General features: G+C 42.6%; 19 protein-coding genes. 12 read left to right on the top strand and 7 right to left on the bottom strand.

The window, feature by feature from the left end:
• Window positions 1–11: 11 nt before the first annotated feature.
• The 5 genes from DVW06_RS12115 to ftsY all read left to right on the top strand — a co-directional run bounded on the left by DVW06_RS12115 (window position 12) and on the right by ftsY (window position 8,429).
• Complete coding sequence (locus DVW06_RS12115) at window positions 12–1,796, top strand: oligopeptide ABC transporter substrate-binding protein (RefSeq protein ID WP_137264694.1); 1,785 nt, start codon at window positions 12–14, stop codon at window positions 1,794–1,796.
• Between the two features lie 216 nt (window positions 1,797–2,012).
• The gene (rnc, locus tag DVW06_RS12125; protein ID WP_003128057.1) at window positions 2,013–2,705 is read left to right on the top strand and encodes a ribonuclease III; all 693 of its coding nucleotides are present in this window, start codon (window positions 2,013–2,015) and stop codon (window positions 2,703–2,705) included.
• Window positions 2,706–2,720: 15 nt separating this feature from the next.
• Window positions 2,721–6,311 (top strand): chromosome segregation protein SMC, encoded by a 3,591-nt coding sequence (gene smc, locus DVW06_RS12130; protein WP_005470043.1) that lies wholly within the window; start codon window positions 2,721–2,723, stop codon window positions 6,309–6,311.
• On the top strand, window positions 6,308–7,126 hold the full coding sequence (locus DVW06_RS12135; RefSeq protein ID WP_003128060.1) for a Cof-type HAD-IIB family hydrolase: 819 nt from the start codon (window positions 6,308–6,310) through the stop codon (window positions 7,124–7,126). Before smc ends, DVW06_RS12135 begins: the two co-directional genes overlap by 4 nt.
• 1 nt (window position 7,127) lies before the next feature.
• Window positions 7,128–8,429 carry a signal recognition particle-docking protein FtsY gene (ftsY, locus tag DVW06_RS12140; RefSeq protein ID WP_137264695.1) on the top strand — a complete coding sequence of 434 codons (1,302 nt, stop codon included), beginning with the start codon at window positions 7,128–7,130 and terminating at the stop codon, window positions 8,427–8,429.
• A 385-nt stretch (window positions 8,430–8,814) separates the two neighbouring features.
• Here the strand turns inward: ftsY and DVW06_RS12145 are convergent, their stop codons facing one another.
• A complete protein-coding gene (locus DVW06_RS12145) occupies window positions 8,815–9,183 on the bottom strand; it encodes a BlaI/MecI/CopY family transcriptional regulator (RefSeq protein ID WP_003128064.1) in 369 nt (122 codons plus the stop codon).
• 221 nt (window positions 9,184–9,404) lie between these two features.
• Here DVW06_RS12145 and gshAB point away from each other — a divergent pair, with 221 nt between their 5' ends.
• On the top strand, window positions 9,405–11,660 hold the full coding sequence (gene gshAB, locus DVW06_RS12150; RefSeq protein ID WP_003128065.1) for a bifunctional glutamate--cysteine ligase GshA/glutathione synthetase GshB: 2,256 nt from the start codon (window positions 9,405–9,407) through the stop codon (window positions 11,658–11,660).
• 195 nt (window positions 11,661–11,855) lie between these two features.
• Here gshAB and DVW06_RS12155 read toward each other — a convergent pair whose 3' ends face one another.
• Window positions 11,856–12,308: a YueI family protein gene (locus DVW06_RS12155; RefSeq protein WP_041119905.1), complete on the bottom strand. Its 453-nt coding sequence runs from the start codon at window positions 12,306–12,308 to the stop codon at window positions 11,856–11,858.
• Window positions 12,309–12,442: 134 nt separating this feature from the next.
• Between DVW06_RS12155 and DVW06_RS12160 the strand changes: the two genes are divergently transcribed.
• Genes DVW06_RS12160 through DVW06_RS12170 form a run of 3 tightly spaced genes read left to right on the top strand, consistent with a single transcriptional unit; the run spans window position 12,443 to window position 14,300 of the window.
• On the top strand, window positions 12,443–13,012 hold the full coding sequence (locus DVW06_RS12160) for a GNAT family N-acetyltransferase (protein WP_003128067.1): 570 nt from the start codon (window positions 12,443–12,445) through the stop codon (window positions 13,010–13,012).
• 12 nt (window positions 13,013–13,024) lie between these two features.
• Window positions 13,025–13,408 (top strand): iron-sulfur cluster biosynthesis family protein, encoded by a 384-nt coding sequence (locus tag DVW06_RS12165; protein ID WP_003128068.1) that lies wholly within the window; start codon window positions 13,025–13,027, stop codon window positions 13,406–13,408.
• 1 nt (window position 13,409) lies between these two features.
• The gene (locus tag DVW06_RS12170; protein WP_003128069.1) at window positions 13,410–14,300 is read left to right on the top strand and encodes a metallophosphoesterase; all 891 of its coding nucleotides are present in this window, start codon (window positions 13,410–13,412) and stop codon (window positions 14,298–14,300) included.
• Window positions 14,301–14,617: 317 nt separating this feature from the next.
• On the opposite strand, the gene DVW06_RS12175 is transcribed toward DVW06_RS12170, so the two are convergent.
• The 4 genes from DVW06_RS12175 to acnA all read right to left on the bottom strand — a co-directional run bounded on the left by DVW06_RS12175 (window position 14,618) and on the right by acnA (window position 20,130).
• Window positions 14,618–15,142: a biotin transporter BioY gene (locus DVW06_RS12175; protein ID WP_003128071.1), complete on the bottom strand. Its 525-nt coding sequence runs from the start codon at window positions 15,140–15,142 to the stop codon at window positions 14,618–14,620.
• A gap of 82 nt (window positions 15,143–15,224) precedes the next feature.
• On the bottom strand, window positions 15,225–16,052 hold the full coding sequence (locus DVW06_RS12180; protein WP_096710883.1) for a helix-turn-helix domain-containing protein: 828 nt from the start codon (window positions 16,050–16,052) through the stop codon (window positions 15,225–15,227).
• 138 nt (window positions 16,053–16,190) lie between these two features.
• Entirely contained in the window at window positions 16,191–17,441 is a 1,251-nt protein-coding gene (gene icd, locus DVW06_RS12185) for an NADP-dependent isocitrate dehydrogenase (RefSeq protein ID WP_003128073.1), read from the bottom strand.
• Entirely contained in the window at window positions 17,431–20,130 is a 2,700-nt protein-coding gene (acnA, locus tag DVW06_RS12190) for an aconitate hydratase AcnA (protein WP_137264696.1), read from the bottom strand. The genes icd and acnA overlap by 11 nt, the downstream gene beginning before the upstream one ends.
• A 186-nt stretch (window positions 20,131–20,316) precedes the next feature.
• On the opposite strand from acnA, the gene DVW06_RS12195 reads away from it, so the two are divergent.
• From DVW06_RS12195 to spx, 3 genes are all read left to right on the top strand, one after another.
• Window positions 20,317–21,678: a citrate/2-methylcitrate synthase gene (locus DVW06_RS12195; protein ID WP_172956408.1), complete on the top strand. Its 1,362-nt coding sequence runs from the start codon at window positions 20,317–20,319 to the stop codon at window positions 21,676–21,678.
• Between the two features lie 295 nt (window positions 21,679–21,973).
• Window positions 21,974–22,363 carry an Asp23/Gls24 family envelope stress response protein gene (locus DVW06_RS12200; protein ID WP_060813260.1) on the top strand — a complete coding sequence of 130 codons (390 nt, stop codon included), beginning with the start codon at window positions 21,974–21,976 and terminating at the stop codon, window positions 22,361–22,363.
• A 35-nt stretch (window positions 22,364–22,398) separates the two neighbouring features.
• On the top strand, window positions 22,399–22,848 hold the full coding sequence (gene spx, locus DVW06_RS12205; RefSeq protein ID WP_060813259.1) for a transcriptional regulator Spx: 450 nt from the start codon (window positions 22,399–22,401) through the stop codon (window positions 22,846–22,848).
• 246 nt (window positions 22,849–23,094) lie between these two features.
• Here spx and rpsD read toward each other — a convergent pair whose 3' ends face one another.
• Window positions 23,095–23,706 (bottom strand): 30S ribosomal protein S4, encoded by a 612-nt coding sequence (rpsD, locus tag DVW06_RS12210; protein ID WP_003128081.1) that lies wholly within the window; start codon window positions 23,704–23,706, stop codon window positions 23,095–23,097.
• Window positions 23,707–23,916 lie beyond the last annotated feature (210 nt).

The following is a 23,916-nucleotide window of genomic DNA, read 5'->3' on the forward strand; positions in this document are numbered from 1 at the left end:
GAGGATACAGGATGAAGAAAAATATTTTTGGTATGGTCACACTTTTGTCAGTCTTAGCATTGGCAGCTTGTGGCGGCAATAGTGGCGGAACAGATTCATCAGGCGGCAGCAACTCAGCAACTGAAACAGAAGATATTAGCTCTATGCCGGTTGAAGTCAAAAATGACGCAGAAGCAATCAAAGGCGGTACATTGGACGTCGCAGTAGTTATGGATACACAATTCCAAGGTTTGTTCCAAACTGAATTTTATCAAGACAATTATGATTCTCAGTTCATGCAACCAAGTAATGAAAGTTTATTCTTAACAGATGCTGATTTTCGAATTGTTGATGGTGGGGCTGCAAATCTTAAATTAGATGAAGATAATAACACAGCAACGATTACATTACGCGACAATTTGAAATGGTCAGACGGCGAAGATGTAACAGCAGATGACGTGATTTTCTCCTATGAAGTGATCGGTAACAAAGATTACACAGGAATCCGTTATGACAACAACTTTACAAATATTGTTGGGATGGAAGATTACCACGATGGCAAATCTGACACAATCTCAGGAATCACAAAAGAAAGCGACAAAGTCGTTAAAATTCAATACAAAGAAGTTCACCCTGGTATGATGCAAGCAGGCGGCGGTATCTGGTCTTCTGCTTTACCAAAACATGCGTTTGAAGGTATTGCAGTCAAAGATATGGAATCAAGTGATCCTGTTCGTAAAACACCAATCGTTTTCGGACCTTACGTAATGTCAAACATCGTAGCCGGTGAATCTGTAGAATACGTACCAAATGAGTATTACTACGGTGGCAAACCTAAAATGGATAAATTGTCATTTAAAGCAGTTCCAGCAGCTTCAATCGTAGAAGGTTTAAAAGCGAAGCAATATGATTTAGCATTGTCAATGCCAACAGATACTTACCCAACTTACAAAGATGCAGATGGCTACCAAATCTTGGGCCGTCCTGAGCAAGCTTATACGTATATTGGATTTAAGTTAGGTACTTGGGATGATAAAGAAGGAAAAGTTAACTACAATCCTGAATCAAAAATGGCGGACAAATCATTGCGTCAAGCAATGGGTTACGCACTAGATAATGATGCTGTCGGTAGCCGTTTCTATAATGGCCTACGTTCAAATGCGACAACATTGATCCCACCGGTATTTGGAACATTGCACGATACAGAAGTTAAAGGTTACACACAAGATATCGACAAAGCAAACAAATTGTTAGACGATGCTGGTTACAAAGATGTTGACGGCGACGGCATGCGTGAAGACAAAAACGGTGAAAAATTAACCATCAATTTTGCTTCAATGTCAGGTGGCGAAACAGCTCAACCATTGGCTGATTACTACATCCAACAATGGAATGAAATCGGCTTAGATGTGAAATACACAACTGGTCGTTTGATTGATTTCCAAGCATTCTATGATAAATTGAAAAATGATGATCCTGAAATCGATGTGTATCAAGGTGCATGGGGAACAGGTTCAGATCCTTCACCAACCGGACTTTATGGACCAAACTCAGCATTTAACTACACTCGTTTTGAATCTGATGAAAATACGAAGCTATTAAAAGCAATCGACTCTAAAGATTCATTTGATGAAGCAAAACGTAAAGAAGCATTTGATGCATGGCAAGAATACGCTGCGGATGAAGCATTTGTTATTCCTTCGCTTTACCGTAACCAAGTATTACCAGTATCTAATCGCGTCAAAGATTTCACATGGGCATATGATGCAGATCACAATCCATGGGCAACAGTTTCTGTAACAGCAGAATCTCGCTAATTTAGGAAAAGACGTTCTTTCGGGAACGTCTTTTTTTATTTTGTTCGCGGCAAAATCAATAAAAAACAATGAATCAGTCATGGAAACAAAGAGCAGGAGAATAAACGGTTAAAATTTTTTTATGGAGGCTTCAAGTTTTTGGACGAAACATTTCATAATTAGCCAAAAACCAGTATAATAGGGAAGTGTCGATAAACTAATGAAGGAATGTGGCAAATGAATACACAGCTAATGAACGAATTAAAAGAGGATTACGGCATTGTCTTCCATGATGTAGATTTACTCGAACAAGCGTTTACGCATTCATCTTATGTGAATGAGCATCGCAATTTGCACCTATCCGATAATGAGCGCCTAGAATTTCTAGGAGATGCTGTTTTAGAATTGATCGTCTCACGGTATTTGTACCGTGAACTGCCGGACCTTCCTGAAGGGAAGTTGACAAAGCTGCGGGCAGCAATCGTTCGCGAAGATAGCTTATCAATGTTTGCCAAAGATTGCCGTTTTGATCAATATATTCGGTTAGGCAAAGGAGAGGAAAACTCTGGCGGACGTAAGCGTCCCTCATTGTTATGCGATCTTTTTGAAGCTTTTTTAGGTGCGTTGTACTTGGATCAAGGTTTGGAGAGCGTCGACGGTTTCTTGACGGCTGTTGTTTTTCCAAAAGTAAAAGCAGGTGCTTTTTCCCATGAGATGGATCACAAGACCCGATTGCAGGAAGTCTTGCAGCGATCTGGCGATGTGTCCATCAACTATCGTTTAACGAAAGAAGAAGGTCCTGCCCACGAACGAATCTTTTGGACAGAAGTCTATTGTGACGATGTGCTGATTGGCGAGGGGCAAGGAAAATCAAAGAAATTATCAGAGCAAGCAGCGGCAGAAAATGCCTTAGCAAGTCTTGATCAATAAGAAAGGAATGGCGGAGTGTATTTAAAACGAATAGAGATTGCCGGTTTCAAATCCTTTGCAGACCGCACGATCATTGATTTTGAAAATAGTGTGACTGCGGTCGTAGGACCAAATGGCAGCGGCAAGAGCAATATTACTGAAGCGATTCGTTGGGTTTTAGGAGAACAGTCTGCCAAAAGCCTGCGTGGTGGCAAGATGCCTGATATCATTTTTGCAGGATCTGACACTCGCAAGCCATTAAATGTAGCGGAAGTAACGATTATTTTAGATAATACCGATCACTATTTACCAATGGATTACAGTGAGATCAGTGTGACTCGCCGGTTAAGGAGAACCGGTGAAAGCGACTTTTATTTGAACAAACAAAGTTGCCGCCTGCGAGATGTCCAGGAACTCTTTATGGATTCCGGGCTAGGAAAAGAATCATTTTCGATTATTTCTCAAGGGAAAGTCGAAGCGATTTTCAGCAGCAAACCAGAAGATCGTCGCGGTATTTTTGAAGAAGCTGCCGGTGTTTTGAAATACAAACAGCGTAAGAAAAAAGCAGAACAGAAATTGTTTGAAACAGAAGACAACCTTAACCGTCTACAAGATATTATTTATGAGTTAGAGGATCAATTGATTCCGTTAGCTGCTCAAAGTGAAGCGGCCAAACAATTTTTGTCATTGAAGGAAAAATTAACGGAAGTAGACGTGGCTTTTTCTGTCATGGAGATCCAGACAGCCAAACGGGCGTGGGAAACAGCTACAGAACAGCTGGAACTATTAAATCATCAGTTGGCTGAAATCACGCAGCAAATCAATACCGATGAACGCAGTGTGCAGCAATTGCGGCAGCGTCGAGCAGCCTTCGATGAATCATTGGAGCAGCTCAATCAGCAGCTGTTGCAAGTAACGGAAGGGCTGAAGCAAGCCGAAGGCCAAAAAGAAGTACTGTTGGAGCGCTCCAAGCATACGCAAAAAAGCACAGCAGAATATCAAGAGACCTTGGATGCCGTCAGTGAACGCCTCCAACAGTTGAATGACGAAAAAGCTGAATTGATTCATGAACTGTCGCAAAAGAATCGCAGTGTCCAAGAGGCAGAAGTAGCGATTGCTGATTGTCGAGCGGAACAAGAAAAGTATCAGAAATCGGCCAAAGAGATCATCGAAGAATTACGCAGTCAATATGTTGAAGCAATGCAGGAGCAAGCAACGGTCGGCAATGAGCTCAAATATCTTGAGCGCCAATACCAGCAAGAATCGGCAAAAAATCAAACAGCCGTTACGAAGCAGACAGAACTGTCGACAGCGATCAAAGAAAAAGCGACAGCCGCAGAAATCGTTAATGAACGCTTGCAAGCCGTGCAGCAACAGTTGGACGAACAGCGGAAGCAATATATCCATTTACAAGAGAAAGCCAAAGAGAACAAAGAAAAATTTGATGATGCACAGAAAAAAATGTATCAGTTAATGAACCAAGTCCAACAAGTGCGGGCAAAACAACGGAGTTTACAGGATATCCAAGAAAACTATGCTGGCTTTTATCAAGGCGTCAGACTAGTTCTAAAAAATAAGCAGCAGCTAACCGGTGTCGTGGGTGCTGTTGCAGAATTGATCGAAGTACCAGAAGAATATACAGTTGCTATCGAAACAGCACTGGGCGCTTCTGCCCAGCACGTAGTAGTAGAAACCGAACGTGATGCCAGAGCAGCGATTACCTATTTGAAACAAAATCGTGGTGGTCGGGCCACATTCTTGCCGTTGACGACAATCAAGTCTCGCCAATTACCTAGTTATGCTGTTTCTCAAGCACAACAAGTACCAGGATTTATCGGCGTTGCTAGTGAGCTGGTGCGTTTCAATGAAGATGTAAAAAACATTGCCGAAAATCTATTGGGAAGTATCGTCATCGCAGAAGATCTGACAAGTGCTAATGCATTAGCTAAAGCGCTGAACTATAGCTATCGTGTCGTTTCACTGGAAGGCGACGTGATGAATGCCGGGGGTTCGATGACCGGTGGAGCGACGAAGAAAAATGCCGGCAGCCTATTTAGTCAAAGCAATGAGTTGCAGCAATTAACGGCTCAAGCCGTTCAATTGGATGAACGCCTGCAAAAAACAGAGAAACAAGTGCAGCACTTCGAAACGGTGACAAAAGATGCTCAAGCAGCCTTGGAAGAGCTGCGAACCACCGGTGAAACGGCTCGAATGACGGAACACGAACTAAAAAATCAACTGCAAAACCTCACCAACGAGTTGGAACGTTTGAGAAAAGAGCAGCAAGTCTTTGACTTTGAAAATCGCGAGATTCAGGCCTTTTTTGAAGAGTATAACGAGAAGAAGACTCGGTTGGAATCGGAACAGCAAACCATTGCGCAGCAGCTGAAAAAAATCGATCACGACATTCAAAGCATGAATGCAGAAGAAGATTTAATCGAAGCAAAAAGAAGCCAGTTAGCAGCGACAGCCGCCCAATTACAAGCTGATTTTGCTGTTCAAAAAGAACAAGTGGAACATTTAAGACAAAAAATTGCTGCGAATGCGGAAGCGTTAGCGGAGAATGAAGCACGCCAACAGTCGCTAGAACGGCAGTTAGCAGCAATCAATTCGAATGTGAGTGACCATGAAATTTCGGAAGAAAGCCTGGATCAGCAAATCAGTGATTTTACTCAACGAAAAATAACACTGACACAAGAATTGGCGGACATTCGGCAACAAAGACAAATCGTCCAACAGGAAATTGGACAGTTGGATGAAGCTCTCAGTTTGGCAAACTTGCAACAAAAAGAAAAACTATCCGAAAAGACCAATGTAGAAATTGAGAAAAACCGCGCGGATTTGGTGATGGATAATCGGTTGGCTTACTTGCAGGAAGAATATGCATTGAGCTTTGAAAAAGCGGCCAATGACTATCCAGCAATCGATGACCCGGAAGCTGCAAAACGAGAAATCCAAGATCTAAAAGGAAAAATCGATGCGATTGGACCAGTCAATTTGAATGCTATCGAGCAATATGATCAAGTGGAACAGCGTCACAGCTTCTTGACCAGTCAAAGAGATGATCTGCTTTCTGCAAAAGCACAATTATTCGATACAATGTCCGAGATGGATGAAGAAGTCAAAACACGTTTCGGTGAGATTTTTGATGCGATTCGTCTGCAGTTCAAGCAAGTTTTCCCCAATATGTTCGGCGGGGGACATGCGGAATTGATTTTGACAGATCCAAAGGACTTACTAAATACTGGTATTGAGATCGAAGCCCAACCACCAGGTAAAAAGCTGCAAAACTTGAGTCTACTTTCTGGAGGCGAACGAGCGCTGACAGCCATCGCACTGCTGTTTTCGATCATTCAAGTCCGTCCCGTCCCGTTTTGTGTGCTGGATGAAGTTGAAGCTGCTTTAGACGAAGCCAATGTATCACGCTTTGGCCATTATTTAAGCGACTTCCAAAATGATACACAGTTCATCGTTGTCACACATCGCAAAGGGACCATGGAAGCGGCAGATGTGTTGTATGGCGTGACGATGCAGGAATCCGGTGTATCTAAGACTGTTTCTGTGCGTTTGGAAGATGTCAAAGAAGGCGGAAATTTTGTCGCAGATCAAGAAGGAGTAGCAAAATGATCAAATTAGTCGCAATTGATTTAGACGGTACCTTGCTGGATGGAAAGAAACAAGTATCGCAAAAAAATAAAGAAGTTCTTGCCCAAGCAAAAGCACAAGGAGTAAAAATCGTCCTTTGCACAGGTCGTCCTTTACGGGCAATTCGTCCTTATTTAGAAGAGTTGTCATTGAATGAATCAGGGGACTATAGCATTACTTTTAATGGTGGTCTGGTGCAAAAAAACGATACGGGAGAAATCATGGAAAAAGCCGCTTTGCAATTGGCTGATATTCATGAATTGGTTGCTGTCGCAGCAGAACTGGATTTGCCGCTGGATGTCGTATCCGAAGAAATCGTTTTGTGCTTGCCGACTTCAGCAACGAATCAGTCGATCTATGGTTCGCTGAATCCATTGCTGGATTGCCGCCCGTATGCGATAGAAGCTCTGGATGAGTCGAAACTCTATAATAAAGCTGTGATTGCTTATCATCAAGAAGTACTGGATCCGAAGATTTTGGCAATTCCTTCAGCAATCAGAGAGAAATATGAAGTAATCAAAACTCGGAATAATTTGCTGGAATTTATGCCTAAAGGAATTACGAAAGCCTATGGGATTGAATTGCTGGCTCGGGATTTAGGTATCACTATCGATGAAGTCATGGCGATCGGAGATGAAGAAAATGATCTGCCGATGATTCGCTATGCAGGACTCGGTGTAGCGATGGCTAATGCCGTGCCTTTAATCAAGGAAGCCGCAGATGTGGTAACAGATTCGAATGAAGCAGACGGTGTAGCAACTGTCATCGAAAAATATGTTTTGAAAGGAGGCGTTTGAAATGGGATTTTTTGACAAAATTAAAAAAGCTTTGATTGGTGAATCAAAAGAGCAAGACAAAGTGCAAGGCGAAGTAGAGGAACTAGTTGAATCTCCAGAGTCATCTGTCGATGAGTCATCCGTCGCAGATGACCATTCCGCACAAGAACAAACAGTAGAATCGACGGAACCAACACTGGATTCTCGTCCAGAAACTACTACCGATTCCGCGTTGCAGCCAACAGAAACAGAGGAGTCCGCGGCTGATACTTCATCATCAGAAGGAGCACAAGATCTGAAATCAGCTGAACCATTCGACGTCGTGACACCTAGTGAAACGGTAAAAAAACCTGAAGTACAACCTCAGCCAACAGCGGTTCACAAAGAGGGTGTACAAGATAAGTACACGAAGGGACTATCGAAATCTCGCAAAACTTTCGGGCAACGACTCAATGAGCTGTTCGCGAATTTTCGCTCTGTAGACGAAGATTTTTTTGAAGAAGTCGAAGAGACATTGATTGGAGCCGATGTAGGCTTTGATGCAGCGATCAAGATCACGGATGCACTGCGTCAAGAGGTCAAGTTGCGAAATGTCAAGAAGCCGGCAGAGGTTCAAAATGTTATTATTGAAAAACTAGTCGATCTTTACGGTGAAGCGGGTGTCGACGAAGTCAACGAACTAAATATGCAACCTGGATTGACCGTCATTTTATTTGTCGGTGTGAATGGCGTCGGTAAAACCACCAGCATTGGAAAACTGGCGCATCAATTCAAATCAGAAGGCAAGAAAGTGTTGTTGGCAGCTGCGGATACCTTTCGAGCTGGAGCAATCGATCAGCTCGTCGTTTGGGGGGATCGAGCAGGTGTGGAAGTCGTTCGAGGGAAAGCTGGTGGTGATCCGGCAGCCGTCGTATTTGATGCGATGGAACGAGCGAAAGCAGAGCAAGCAGATGTTCTATTAGTTGATACCGCTGGTCGTTTGCAAAATAAAGTCAATTTGATGAATGAGTTAGAGAAAATCAAACGGATCATTCAACGAGTAGAGCCGAATGCGCCTCATGAAGTGTTGCTCGTGTTAGATGCGACGACTGGTCAGAATGCGATGAACCAAGCCAAACAATTCAAAGAAACCACGGATGTTACAGGATTGGTCTTGACGAAATTAGATGGAACTGCCAAAGGTGGGATCGTTTTAGCGATTCGCAATGAATTGCGTTTACCGGTTAAATTGGTCGGATTAGGGGAAGGAATCAACGACCTTGAGCCGTTTGATCCAAATGAGTTTGTTGTTGGGCTATTTAAAGGTCTCATCAACGAAGGTTGATGCTGTTCATCGCTTGAAATAAGACAAAAATATCCGAACTATGTTTGATTATTCCTCTTCATCATCTCGCGATGGCGTTAACGGTAGGAGTAATCAGTAGTAGTTCGGATATTTTTTGTTAAGGAACTTGCATAAAGCTCATCGGTTATGGAAATAAACTTTATAGGCATACGTTTGTTTGACAGCTGCGATGTACATGAAGTACCACAGCAGAATACGTAACAGATGACGTGTGACTTCTGGTTCACAAAACCTCCCCATCAGCAGCTAAAAGGATGTAGCTGCTGTTCCTGAAATTGAAATCATTCCAAGAAAGATTCCTTGTCTTGTCAGAAATGTTCAGCGTGGACATTTCTCTGTGAACAAGAACAACTTGTTTCAGAAATCAGTTTTTTAGCTGTGCTTGCCGCTCTTTGATGATTTTTTCCAAATCATTCAATGTCTCGGCATCCTCACTGTTTTCAATGAAATTCGAGACTAGATTCAGCAACGATTGTTCAGAGAGTTCGGCAGCTAGAAAATCTTCTTGAGAAACATTTGGAGAATACAAGCGGGTCAAGACAGTACCGCTGTAGCCGATGTCAGCTACTTTCAATAAATCATGGTTCTTTAATTTTCTGACAACGGCTTGGATCGTGTTTTTACTTAAGTCCTGTTGTTGAACCGCAATGTCATTTGCAGACAAAGGTTTTTCAGCATTCCAGAAGATATTCATGATCTGACGTTCGCGTTTGGTAAGATTGAGTGGTTTCATTCACTATTCTTCCTTTCAAAAAAGTTGTAATATTGACATAATAATTTACTATTATATAGTAAGTATACTTTATTTAGAGGTCAAATATCAAATTTATTCAAGTAATTTGTAAAAACTTGGTAATTTTTAAAAAACTAGCAAAGAGAATCGCACAATTTCATTTTTTTCTGCTGGATTATTGACTATAATAAGGAAGAATCTAAGACAAAGAGGGCAATGATATGACACTAAAATCACTTTTTATACAAGAAGAACTGCGTCCCTACTTATTTGATGGGCGTTATGGGATCGAACGTGAGGCGCAGCGTGCACGTTTAGACGGAAGTTTTGCTGGGACAGATCATCCTGAAGCATTAGGCAATCGTAGTTTTCATCCGTACATACAAACCGATTTTGCTGAAAATCAGTTGGAATTGATCACGCCAGTCGCGGAAAGCTCAGAGGAACTATTTCGTTATCTGGCTGCGATCCATGATGTTGCTTATCGTTCGATGGCACCTGAGGAGATGCTTTGGCCATTAAGTATGCCGCCTGCGTTGCCGGAAAAAGAAGAGGATATCGTGATCGCAAAGCTGGATCGTTTTGAAGATGTTCTTTATCGTCGGTTTTTGGCAAGGACGTATGGGCGTCGTAAGCAAATGGTCAGCGGCATCCACTTCAATTTTGAATTTGGGGATGATTTTTTAAGAAAGTTATTTACCAAGTCGTCAGAAACAGATTATCGTAGGTTTAAAACAGAACTTTACTTGAAAGTTACCCGAAATTACTTGCATTACCGCTGGTTTTTGACTTATTTCTTTGGAGCAACGCCGCAAACGGAAGCCAATTATTTTATGGCGGGTTCTGGACCGCAAGAACCTGTCCGCAGCATTCGTAACAGCCGCTATGGCTACACGAATCATACCGATGTCAACGTGTCTTATGCCTCTCTTGAGACCTATCTGGCGGATATCGCTGAGCTGGTAGAAACTGGCAAACTATCTGAGGAAAAAGAGTTTTATGCACCAGTTCGCCTGCGAGGGGGGCAAAAGGTTGCCGACTTAGCAACAGCGGGAATTCGTTACATTGAATTACGCAATATTGATATCAATCCCTTTGAAATGTATGGTATTTCGCAAGATCAAGTGAAATTTCTGCACCTTTTCTTGTTATACTTAGCAACGAAAGAGGAGGGCGCTGATGCCGATGCTTGGGTCGAAGAAGGAAATCGCAAAAACAATCAAGTGGCATTGGAACACCCATTGAATCAAACGATCTATCTTGAAGAAGCTAAAGTAGTTGCGGAAGAATTGATCGCTTTTGCAAAGGAAATCAGTCTGCCGACAATGCCTTTACTGGATCAACTGCTGCCAATGTTGGAAGATCCCGGCAAAACTTTTGCCGGTCGTTTATATCAAGCCAGCCAAAGGTCAAGTCAGGCTCAAGTGGCAACTGAACTAGGAGTATCCTATCATCAAGTTGCCTGGGAAAAACCTTATCAGTTAGCAGGCTTCACCAACATGGAACTGTCAACACAAATTTTGATGTTCGATGCGATTCAAAAGGGAATCAAGGTGGAAGTGTTGGATGAATCTGATCAGTTCTTGAAATTATCGATCGATGAACATGTTGAATATGTCAAAAACGCTAATATGACAAGTAAGGATCGTTATATCGTTCCTTTGATCATGGCCAATAAAACGGTCACAAAAAAGATTTTAGCTGAGAATGGTTTTCGGGTTCCTGCAGGAGCAGAATTCGCCACTGTAGAAAAGGCGCTTGCTGCTTACCCGCAATTTGCTGACAGAGGTTTTGTCGTCAAACCCAAAACAACCAACTATGGCGTGGGAATCTCGATCTTTAAGGATGGCGCTTCGTTGGAGGACTATCAAGCTGCTGTCCGTTTAGCTTTTGCTGAAGACCAGTCGATTTTAGTTGAAGCATTCCTTGCTGGAACAGAGTATCGTTTCTTTGTGATCGATGGTCAAGTTGAAGCAATTTTGCTACGAATACCGGCAAATGTAATAGGAGATGGTCGGCGCACGATCAAGGAATTAGTTGCAGAGAAAAATACCGATCCATTACGGGGGACCCACCATCGGACACCGTTGGAGAAGATCCAATTAGGTGAATTGGAACAGTTGATGTTGAAAGAGCAAGGCTATCACATAGATTCTGTCCCAGAAAAAGGACAAATCGTTTACTTGCGGGAAAATTCCAATATCAGCACGGGCGGCGATTCGATCGATGTCACCGATCAATTTAATGATGACTACAAAAAAATCGCTGCAGATGCCGTGACCGCATTACAGGCACGAATCAGTGGGATTGATTTGATTATTCCTGACAAGGAAAAGCCCGCGGAGGATCCGGGAGCATACGGCATTATTGAAGCGAACTTCAATCCCGCTATGCATATGCATATTTACCCGTACCAAGGACAAAGCCGCCGCTTAACCATGTCTGTCCTCAAGCTGCTTTTTCCGGAACGATTTTAACAGCCGCTTAACAGTCAGAAGTTGAAAAAGGAACAGTGACAAGGCTTTTGTCACTGTTCCTTTTTTTAGAATAAATGGTTAGAAGTAGCTTCTTCGGAAATAAGCCGAAATATCTTAAAGCTGACCATTTCTAATACAACTTCTTTTGCTGTTCGTACTAGTGAAGGATCACTAGTAATTGATCCGTTGGTTTGTTTAGCGGAAGAATCGTTCCCAGAATGGTTTTTTTTCTTTGATGGGATCTTCTTCGGAAGATGATTTTGTCTTTTGAGGATACTTTTCTTCGATATCGATTACCTCTTCATTCACTGCCTCATTGGCAACGATCAGTAAACCGATACTGTCAGGATCAGCAGTCTGGGCGTCAGTCACCACTCGAAAATCGAGCTGTTGTTTCGTAATCAATGAAATAAAGGTCGTCTGAAGCGTTTCGGGCAATTTTCCGTTGATCAAGATCAGTGCCCCTTGATAGTTAGGGAGAACCGACTGTAACGTTTCTTGGTTGTCCTTTTTCTTCATTTCTGCTACCGTCATACTTAGATAACAACGTTCACGAAACGTTCCCAAGTATTTTCTTTGTTCATCTGGATTAACACGAGGTGTCCCGTACATTCCTGTATCTAGGCGTTTCTCCAATTCATCGGACATTGAAAATCCTCCTAAGCGTTTTCTTGCTTTATATTATAGCACAAAAAAGGGAGCGTCGATTATTAGAAACATTTAGCTATTTCAGTGAGGTCATAAAAAAGACTAAAAAAGATCAGAAAGAAAGCTGGTGAAACATGGAAATCCAAAAGAACCACTTATTGATTTTAGCAGAAAATCAACGAATCGAGACACCACGATTATGGTTGCGTCCTGTGACGATGGCAGATGCCAATGATTTATTCGAATACGCAAGTGATGAAGAAACGACGGAGTTTGTTTTTCCGAGGCATCAATCACTTGTGGATACAAAAATCGCCATTGCAATGTATTTTTTAGCGGCGCCATTAGGTAAATTTGCTATTGAAGAGAAAATGAGTGGCAATATGATCGGAACGATCGACTTGCGGGTGGACCCGCTAAAGGAAGTGGCAGAACTAGGCTATACCTTGAATAAAGCTTTCTGGGGGCAAGGGATCGTACCGGAAGCTGCTCGGATGCTTTTGTCTTTGGGTTTTGAAAAATTAGCGCTTGTTCGTATTTATGCACTGCACGATCAGCGAAATCATCGATCTGGTCGCGTGATGGAAAAAATTGGCATGAAAGTGGAAGCACAGATTCCGGCTGCGCGAAGATTTCGTGGGCAAGTAGTGGACGAAGTGATGCGGGGAATTACCCGAGACGAGTGGCAAAAACGAATCATGTAAAGGAGAATCGCTATGGAAATAACGATTGATATGGATGCAGCAGCAGTAGCAAAAATCTCAGAAGTCAAACAGGAGGGAGATCGAATTTATCTAGATTTTGAAGATGGTGTGGGACCTTTTCCGGCTACGGCGATCTCTTGCCGGTTAGATATTAGTTTTCGCTTGATCCTCGTACCAGCAGATTATCCAGAAGAAGGATTGTCTATCTATGATACGAAGCTGGATACAGCAATTGGAACAGTTTGGTTAAAACAAGGCGCAGCAATGTATTTAGAAGAGCGGACACGCTTGGTGGTCGATCCTGACTATCAGCGCTTGCAGTTGACTAGTGACAGCGGTCTGCTGGCATCTAACGTTCAACTGTTGCGCATGGACAAAAAGGTGGCAGGAAACTGATATGGGGAAATTAGCCGTTATCAGCGATTTGCATGTCGATATCAATCATTTCAGTGCAACAGACTTGCAGCTGATAGCCGAATTGCTAGACGCCAATCAAGCGACGCACTTGCATCTAGCTGGAGATATTGCAAACAAAGAGACAGCAGCGATGACCGTCATTGATTTCTTTCAAAGACAGCTGCCTACTACCTTTCATTGGGGCAATCATGAAATGGCTGATTTATCAGAATCATTGATCGAAACCTATCCTGATCCAGCTTTCTTGAACTTTCAAACAGTCGCTTTATCGGAAAAAACACTCTTGTTAGGTGTCAATGGCTGGTATGACTACGGCTATTCTGACTTGCAAAGCACAGAAGAGATCCTTCGTCTCAAGCACCTCTTTTGGTATGATCGTATGATTCAGCGGACAGGAACCGATCCGGAAATCAGTCATCAGATCAATGAAAGACTGCGTCAAACATTGCGAGGGCTCCCTCAAGATAAAGAAGTCATCGTAACGACTCATTTTGTTCCGAAAGCAACCTTTATCGTCAAACAAACGGGGAAGTATGTTCGTTGGAATCATTTGAACGCGTTTCTAGGTTCACCAGAATTTGGGGCAGTTATTGATGAGGCGGACAATGTGCGTCAAGTAGTCTTTGGTCATACCCATCGTCGGTTTGAAGATCAAGTGATTGGACAGACGATTTATAGCTGTCGTCCTTTGGGCTATTACTATGAATGGCAATTGACCCGACGATTTGTTCTGGAAAATCAGTTGACAGAAAATTTTCAGCCAACAAAGCTACGGGGACTTTTGCGAACTAATCAAGCAGCGTTCAATCAATACAAAGCAGCCCATTTAAGAGCAGAGCTCCAGCAAGCAATCACATGGATCAACTATTGATTCGCTACGAGATAAAAGCGTGCGGGACTGTGTCATAAGTCTCCTACAAGTAAAACTATCCGAACATTAATGATTATTGCTCCTGCGGTGCAGGGACTCCTCGTCGCAAAAGTCAGAGGAATCTATCCTAGCAACAGACTATTATTCGGTTTAACTTGTTGGATGATGACTTATGGCACAGTCCCTCTTTTTTTCGAATAAACGACTAACAGTAGCTTCTTCGGAAATAAGCAGAAATTTCAAAAAAATAAAGCAGCAATTTTCGGCAATTCCTTTTTATTGCTTGAAGCAGTCCACGTTTGCTACTTTCTCTTTTTTTACCGCTGCAATCTTTTCCGCAAGAAAATCCCTAAATAAGCCGCAGCAATGGCTTTGATCACACCGGGCAGAAGGAAGAGAACAAAACCGCCATTGATGGCAGCAGTCCAAGACATAGCGGTGCTCCATTTTAACCATAAGGTACCAAAAAACAATGTTGCTAATGCACCAGCGATATTCGCTAACATCCCTCTCACATATCCGGCGCGGCCTGTTTCCAAAAGTTTCCCCGTCAAGAGTCCATTAAAGATAAAACCAATCAGATAGCCGCCTGTAGGTCCGAATAAGACGCCGATGCCACTTGCTCCGCCGGCAAAAACTGGTAATCCGATCAACCCCAGCAATAAGTAAATAAGGATCGACATGGTCCCTGTGCGCATTCCTAGAAAGGTTACCGCCAAGCCGACAGCAAAGGTTTGGCCTGTCAGAGGAATCAATCCTAATGGGATGGTTAGTTGAGACAGCCCAGCAATAATGATGGCAAAAAAAGCAGCATAGATTTGTTCTCGCAATGGTAGTTTCATAGTATCCTTCTTTCGTTAACATATAATCCAATAGTTGGTTAACGAAATTATAAATCTTGGTTAACGAAAAGTAAAGAGTAAATCAACGTTTTTTTCGCAACGCTTGCAACAAAGTTTCTGTAGCCAAAAAAGGGGTAAACAGTTCAAAAACCTCAGAGGGTACAGGAAAGTATCCGACAAGCGTTACTAACGTAGATTCATCGAGAAAAGGTAGCAGGTCTTCAAGCTCTGACAACCGTTGCTCCGGATTCTCTGACGCTGCCAGGATCTTTTGAAGAATGCGTCCTAGATCTTGCTTTTCGAGAAAAGGGGCAATATCTTCCAACTCGTACAAAGACAGCGAGTTTGAGACAGACTGCTCAACTTTTTGGGCTAAGAAAGTGGCAGATAAGTAGGGCGCTGCTTCTTCCAGAAAAGCGAAAGTATAGTCCTCTTTCATCAATTGTTCCAAATGATCTGTCTCTAAAAAAGGTAAAAATTCTTCTAGTGCTTCTTCGGTCAGCGGTTCTGTTATAGGTTTCAATAAAGCAAATAATTCTTCACTGCTCAAAAAAGGTGCCAATTGCTCCACTAACTCAAGTTCAAAAGGCTGGGCTTGAGTCGCAGCTGCCAATTCTTTAGGTTTAATGATCGGCGCCAACGTGGTGATTTCCTGAGAATCGGCGACTCCCTCGTGGTAATGCATTACTGCAACTCCGCTATTTCCTAATAGTTCGTCAATGGATAACTGCAAAATTGTTGCTAGCTGGGACAATTTTTCGATGTCAGGCAATGTATTGCCTCGCTCCCAATTGCTGATAGCTTGATAACTGACCAATAATTGATCTGCTAAGTTGCTTTGAGTCATATTTAGTTCTCGACGTTTGCTGGCAATCCGTTGGCCGATTTGCCGTATGTTGAATTCATTCATGTGAACTCCTCCTTTCGTGTCTCCAGTATAGGGGAACTAGCAACTGAAATACAATCAAGCCTTCGTTGAGTTGTCTCAAAAAAATTCAAGCCCTCGTTGAGTTGTCTAAAATGACAAGTCAACGAGAGCGGTGAATGATTATGGAGTGATCAATGTGACCAGATAGTCACCGAACGCTTTGGTAGACAAACAATGCGCGTCAGTCATAGCTGCCGCAAAGTCAGTTGTGACTTTCTTTTCCTTGATTGCTGTCTCGATGGCTGTGGTAATAAGAACTGCTGCTTCATCCCACTGGATATATTCCAAGAGCATACAAGCAGAGAGCAACAACGAGCAGGGATTGGCTTTTCCTGTGTCAACGATATCGGGGGCAGTACCGTGGGTTGCTTCAAAGATTGCGGCACCACTTACATAATTGATATTTGCACCTGGAGCGATCCCAATTCCGCCGACTTGAGCGGCTAATGCGTCGGAAAGATAGTCGCCATTGAGATTGCAAGTTGCGATCACTGAAAATTTTTCTGGGTACAAAAGAATCTGTTGCAGGAAATTATCTGCGATCACATCATTGATAATGACTTTTCCGGCTTGTTGTGCAGCAGCAAGTGCTGCTTGAGCCGCTTCAATATTCTGCTCAGATTTAATTGTTGCCCATTGGTTCATCGTGAAGCACTGATCGGCATAATTCGTTTCCGCTAATTGATAGCCCCAATTTTTGAAGCCGCCTTCGGTGAATTTCATGATGTTCCCTTTATGAACAAGGGTGACAGACGGCAAGTGGTGTGCGATAGCATACTCGATCGCTCCGCTGATCAACCGCTGACTGCCCTCTTTTGAGATCGGTTTGATCCCGATGGCGCTGCTTTCTGGAAAGCGAATGTTTTTGACACTGAATTGTGTTTGCAGCACCTCAATTAATTGTTTCGTGAGGGGATCATTTTTTGCAAATTCGATTCCTGCGTAAACATCTTCTGTATTTTCACGGAAAATCACCATATTCGTCTTTTCCGGATGCTTCAAAGGAGAAGGTACCCCGGCAAAGTATCGAACGGGCCGAACACAAGCATAGAGGTCTAATGTTTGGCGCAATGTGACATTGAGGGATCGGAATCCTTTGCCAACTGGTGTGGTCAATGGTCCCTTCAATGCGATTTTAGCCTCTTGGATAGTGGTAAGAGTCGACTGCGGCAACCATTCGCCGGTTTGTCTAAATGCTTTTTCACCAGCTAAAACTTCTTGCCAGTGGATCCTTCTTTTGGGACCATACGCTTGTTTTACGGCCGCATCAATCACAGGTTGCGCTGCTTGCCAAATTTCTGGACCAATGCCGTCACCACTGATATAAGGAATTGTGAGAACAGTGTTAGATAAGGACGCTTCAGAATGCATTGCTAGTTCCTCCTGCTTCTATTTTTTTGCGAATGACCATTGGTAAGATTCCTTGATGTTTCCAGTAACGGATATCTGCTGGTGCATCGAAACGCAGCCGAGTCGGAAAGGTGATCATTGTTTCATCTGTACGTTTGGCTGTCACATCAATCTGCTGATTGACCTGCGGTTCTTCGGGCAGTTGGATAAAGAAGGATTCAGAGCCATCCAATCCCAAGGAAGCGGCAGTTTGCCCAGCAAGATATTCTAGAGGAATCACACCCATCATGACCAAATTGCTGCGATGAATCCGTTCGAAACTTTCTGCCAAGACTACTTTGACGCCTAAAAGTTGGGTCCCTTTAGCTGCCCAATCTCGGGAAGAACCCATCCCATAATCTTTACCAGCTAAAATAATGCAAGACTGTTCGTTTTTCTGATAATTCATGGCAGCGTCATAGATTGACATCGTTTCCCCTGTAGGAAAATAATGGGTGATCCCGCCAGTACTTCCAGGAACCAGCTGATTCTGTAAACGAATGTTGCCGAAAGTTCCCCGCATCATGATGTGATGATTGCCTCGCCGTGAACCAAAAGAGTTGAACTCACGGTAAGGAACAGCTTTGGTTTGCAAAAACCTGCCGGCGGGAGAATCTAATCCAATGCTACCAGCGGGAGAAATATGGTCTGTCGTAACAGAATCCCCCAATTTGGCTAACACTTTCAAATCAGACAAACTTGTTTGGATAGGTAATTCTTTGGTCAAGGAATCAAAATAGGGTGGGTGGGCAATATATGTTGATGTGTCCTCCCAAGCATAACAATCACTGGCAGTTGTATCGATACGGTTCCAACGCTCATTGGCGTCGAATAGATGCGCATAAGCTGCACGAAACGCTTCTGGTCCAACAAAAGCTTGAATATATTCATTGACTTCTTCGTTACTTGGCCAGATATCCGTCAGATAAATTTCTTGTCCTGCTACGATGCCTAGAGGCTCCTTCGTCAAATCTTTCCGGATGGTTCCAGCAATGGCATAGGCGACGACTAACGGAGGAGAAGCTAAATAATTGGCTTTGATCTGTGGATGGATCCGACCTTCAAAGTTGCGGTTTCCAGATAAAACAGAAGCGACCAGTAAATTTTCGTTTTCGATTGCTTCTGCTACGGGTGCTTCTAATGGACCGGAGTTGCCGATACAAGTCGTACAGCCGTATCCAACTAAATAAAAGCCTAATTGTTCAAGATAAGGCAATAATCCACTGGCAGTCAAATAGGTGGTTACGATCTGGGAACCAGGGGCCAAGGAAGTCTTGACCGATTTTGGCACGGTCAATCCTTTTTCTACCGCCTTTTTTGCTAACAATCCCGCAGAGAGCATGACGAAGGGATTGCTCGTATTCGTACAGCTAGTGATAGCTGCAAGTACGATATCTCCTGTCTGCAATGTTTCGGAAGGCTCGTTTGGCCAGTTAACTTGGCTGCTTTTTTGCCATTCCTTCTCCGAAAGACCGAAGCCTTTTGGTCCGATGTCAGCCGTGAGGGAACGATCGAAATCAGTGCCAACTTCCGGTAATAAGATACGGTCCTGTGGTCGTTTTGGTCCTGCCAATGCGGGCTGGATCTTGGCTAGATCGATGGTGACCGTTTTGGTGTAGTCTGGTATCTCCGTCGCATCATAAAAGAGATGATTGGCTTTTGTGTAGGCAGCAACCTTATGGATCAATTCGGGTGTTCGTCCCGTAGTAGCTAAATAGTTGAGGGTCTCTTCATCAATTGGACAAAAACCGCAAGTGGCGCCATATTCTGGTGCCATATTGGCAAGGGTCGCACGGTCAGCTAAACTTAACCGTTGGTAACCGGTTCCGAAATATTCAACAAATTTTCCTACCACTTGCTCCTTTCGCAAGACTTCAGTAACAGTCAACGCCAAATCAGTTGCGGTCGTACCGGCAGGCATTTCGTTCACAAAACAGACACCGATAACTTCTGGAGTCGGGAAAAATGACGGCTCGCCCAAAATCGCTGCTTCTGCCTCGATACCGCCAACGCCCCAGCCCAATACACCGAGACCATTGATCATCGTTGTATGGGAATCTGTTCCTTGCAATGTATCCGGAAAAAGAAACGGCTCGCCAGCAATTTTTTTTTCCAAAATCACATCAGAAAGTGATTCAATATTTACTTGATGGATGATACCGGTCTCTGGAGGGACGACTTCAAAATTGTCAAATGAACCCTGAGCCCACTTCAAGAATTGGTAGCGCTCTTGGTTTCGTTCAAATTCACGCGCCGTATTGAAAGCCACTGCTTCCGGAGTCCCTGCACAATCGACTTGGACGGAATGATCGACAACCAAAGTCACGGGAATCTCAGGATTGATCGTATCTGCATTCCCACCTAAGGCAACGATGGCGTCTCGCATCGCAGCAAGGTCTACGACCGCTGGAACACCAGTGAAGTCTTGCAAAACGACACGTTCGGGTTTGAAAGGTACGACGCCTGTGGGCTGTTCAGCGTTCCAATTGACCAAATAATCCAAGTAAACAGCAGTAATCTCTTCATCTTGGTGACGGGCGACACTTTCTAGTAACACGCGAATCGAGTAAGGCAATCTTTTTAATTCAGCGTTAAAGTCAGCCGCGACCTTTGCTAAATCAATAAACGTATAGCGCTGATCATTCACGATCAGGTTTGTGTGCCAATTCATAAGCATCCTCCTTAAATATCAATCTATTAGGAATAATTATACGTTTATAAAAAGAAAAATCAATTAAAATTATGAAAAATATTTCATTTTATAAACATCGTGCTATAATGTTTAAAAGTTTTTATTTTTTGAATCAAATGAAGTTAGTAGCATGGTTACGTAAGGATGTTAGGAGGTAACATGGCTGTGGAAAAATTAGAAAAAGAAAAGAATATCGTATATCTTTCATCATTGTGTCAGAAACACAATCAAATCGATATGAATCTTTATTCAGAATATGACGTAAAACGTGGACTGAGAGATTTAGATGGAAAAGGCGTCTTAGCCGGCTTAACAACCATTTCTACCATTTATCCAGAAAAAATCGTGGCGGGGAAACCCCTCGAGGCTTGTGGGGAATTACGTTATCGCGGAATCGATATCAATGAACTGGTTGCAGGATTCGTTGAAGAAAATCGGTTTGGTTTTGAAGAGATTGCATATTTATTACTTTTTGGCGAGCTGCCAAAGTTATCTGAATTGCAGGGATTTCGTCAGTTATTGGCGGATAAACGTACGCTTCCAACCAATTTTGTTCGTGACGTGATCATGAAAGCACCTTCTGCGGATATCATGAATAGTTTATCTCGCAGTATTTTGACATTAGCCAGTTATGATCCGCAAGCCGATGATGTCAGTATTGAGAATGTATTAGAGCAAAGTTTGATGCTGATCAGTGTCTTTCCACTGCTGGCGATCTACGCTTACCACGCCTATAATCACTACAATCAAGAGGGAAGTATGTATATTCATCGCCCTTCGGAGGAATTAAGCACGGCAGAAACGATTTTGACCATGCTGCGTCCTAATAAAGCCTATAGTTTTCAAGAAGCTCAAACCTTGGATATGGCGCTGGTGCTTCATATGGAACATGGGGGCGGAAACAACTCGACCTTTACTACTCGGGTAGTTACTTCTAGCGGTACCGATACTTATTCAACGATCGCAGCCGCATTAGGGTCGCTAAAAGGGCCTAAACACGGTGGAGCCAATATCAAAGTGACGGAGATGATGAGTGATCTGAAACGCCAGATTGCTGATACAACAGATGAAGCTGCAGTTCGTCGTTATTTAGAAGCAGTTTTGGATAAAGAAGCTTTTGATCGCAAGGGCTTGATCTATGGTATGGGACATGCTGTCTACAGTGACAATGATCCTCGAGCGGCAATTTTTAAAAATTATGTAGCCAAACTCGCACAAGAGAAAGGCATCGGCGCTTGGCAAGAATATCAACTTTACACAACTGTTGAACGAATCGCTCCGGAAGTGATTGCTCAAAAACGAAAAATGTATAAAGGCGTCAGTGCGAACATTGATTTTTTCAGCGGCTTTGTTTATAAAATGTTAGACTTGCCAGAAGAACTTTACACACCGATGTTTGCGATTGCGCGAATCGTCGGCTGGTCTGCTCATCGAATCGAAGAATTAGTCAATGCCCAAAAAATCATGCGACCAGCTTATAAGGAAGTGTCTTCTGACCGGAGCTATACAAGGTTGAATGAGCGGTAGGATTGAGGAAGAATCTTTTTAGATAAATCAGATAAAATATAAGAAGCGATCGAGGGAAATATTTTCTGGAATCGCTTTTTTATATTAAAAAAACGTACCTTATTTCGGTAATTTGCAAAAAAAGTATCCGGTAACAAGTGTTTTTCTTTGTAAAAAAAACAAAAAACTTCTATGCTAATAGAGGAGGGTATTTTTACCCATGGTGGCAGATAACCGCAAAAGGTTGTTGGTTTTGGTGGATCTGTTACTAAAAAAAACGTTCTTTTTTCAGAAATGCAAACAAGGAGTGTGAAAAATGGAAAATGAACAAGCGGCAAGTGTAGAGACTGCTTCGCTTACCTTTGAGGAGAAAGTCTTGCAGACGATCGTAGGTGTAGCCTTGGCGTCAATTGATGGCTTAATCAGTGCAGATGGAAAATTTTTTTCAAGTATGACGGAAGATTTGGCCGACCAGAGCAATGTGACATCGGGGATCGAAGTGGAAGTTGGCAAAGAACAAGTAGCAATTGATTTGGAAGTTATTGTTGCCTACGGGAAGGATATTCCCCGGTTGTTTGCTCAGATCCAAGAAATTGTTTTGCAAGAAGTTAGTCGGTTGACTGCTTTAGAAGTCAAAGAAATCAACATTCGCATCGTGGATGTCGTCAAACAAGAAACGATCGAAAAAATCACAGATAATCAATAAGAATCCGCAGAAAAATCAGAAAGGAAGAATGATCAATGATTTCACTATACACAACGCCTAGCTGTACATCATGTCGCAAAGCGCGGGCTTGGTTGACCGAAAATGAACTACCCTTCAAAGAAAGAAACATTTTTAGCGATCCATTAAATAGTGATGAACTACTGGAAATTCTTTCTTTGACAAAAAACGGGACAGAAGATATTATCTCAACACGTTCAAAAGTGTATCAAAAATTAGCCATTGATTTGGATGACTTGAAATTAGAAGAATTATTAGCATTGATTGAGCAATACCCGAATTTATTGAAACGTCCCATCATTGTTGATGGCGACAAACTGCAAGTAGGATATAATGAAGATGATATCCGCAAATTTGTGCCACGCAATATTCGGAAAGTAATCTTTAAAAAGCGTCAGAAAGATTTGCTGTTGTTCAACTATCATCAAAAAAAATCATCCGGAGAGTCCGTCGTCAATATTATTTGAAGTCGACCTGCCGATTAATCGCGAACTGTGTGGTATTTCTTCGGGAAACCAGCACAGTTTTTTTGATTTCTCAAAAAAGAGGTCATGTCAGAAGTAGTCTGCTTCAAGAGAGATGAAAAGGAGAGTTCGAAAATTGCTTGTCGGATTTCTGTGAAATTTTGACTTCTTTCCGAAGAAGTTATTTCTAACAATTTATAAAAAAAGAAGCTGTGACAAGATTTCTGTCGCAGCTTCTGGTGAAAATTCTTATAGTTTTTGGTTGTAGAATTCAACGACTAGTGCTTCGTCAACTTCTGCAGTCAATTCATCGCGTTCTGGTAAACGAGTCAATGAACCTTCTAATTTTTCATCATCAAAGCTTACAAATGCTGTACGACCAGTAGTTGCTTCGATTGCTTCTTTGATTGTTGAGATGTTTTGTGATTTTTCACGAACGCTGATCACTTGACCAACTTCAACATGGTAAGAAGGGATATCTACACGTTTGCCATCTACTAAAATGTGGCCATGGTTTACTAATTGACGTGCTTGACGACGAGTAGTTGCAAGACCTAAACGGTAAACGACGTTATCCAAACGTTGTTCTAACAAGATCATGAAGTTAACACCGTGTTTACCTTCTTTGATTTTGCTTGCTTTGATAAACAATGTACGGAATTGACGTTCGTTCATGCCATACATATGACGAAGTTTTTGTTTTTCAGTCAATTGCATACCGTATTCTGATTTTTTGCCACGGCTGTTTGGTCCGTGTTGTCCTGGAGCGTAAGGACGACGTGCCAATTCTTTACCAGTTTCTGAAAGAGAAATTCCTAAACGACGAGAAATTTTCCATGATGGTCCTGTATAACGAGACATAATTTAGTTCCTCCAATAAATATAGTTTGGAGTAAAATAATCCGTTGAAAAATTCACATCCGTGCAGTTCGTTCTTCAATCTTCACCTTTGCAGCCGCGGTTACGCAATTGAACCTTTTAGGCAACGAACTGGTGACGAGCTGTTATTTCCCTGCTGCATTATTTTACACAAGGAACAGTATACGATAAAATAAGAGGAAAAGTCAAGGT

This window comes from Enterococcus sp. ARL09-542 (assembly GCF_005234805.1).
Taxonomy (GTDB): domain Bacteria; phylum Bacillota; class Bacilli; order Lactobacillales; family Enterococcaceae; genus Enterococcus_D; species Enterococcus_D gallinarum.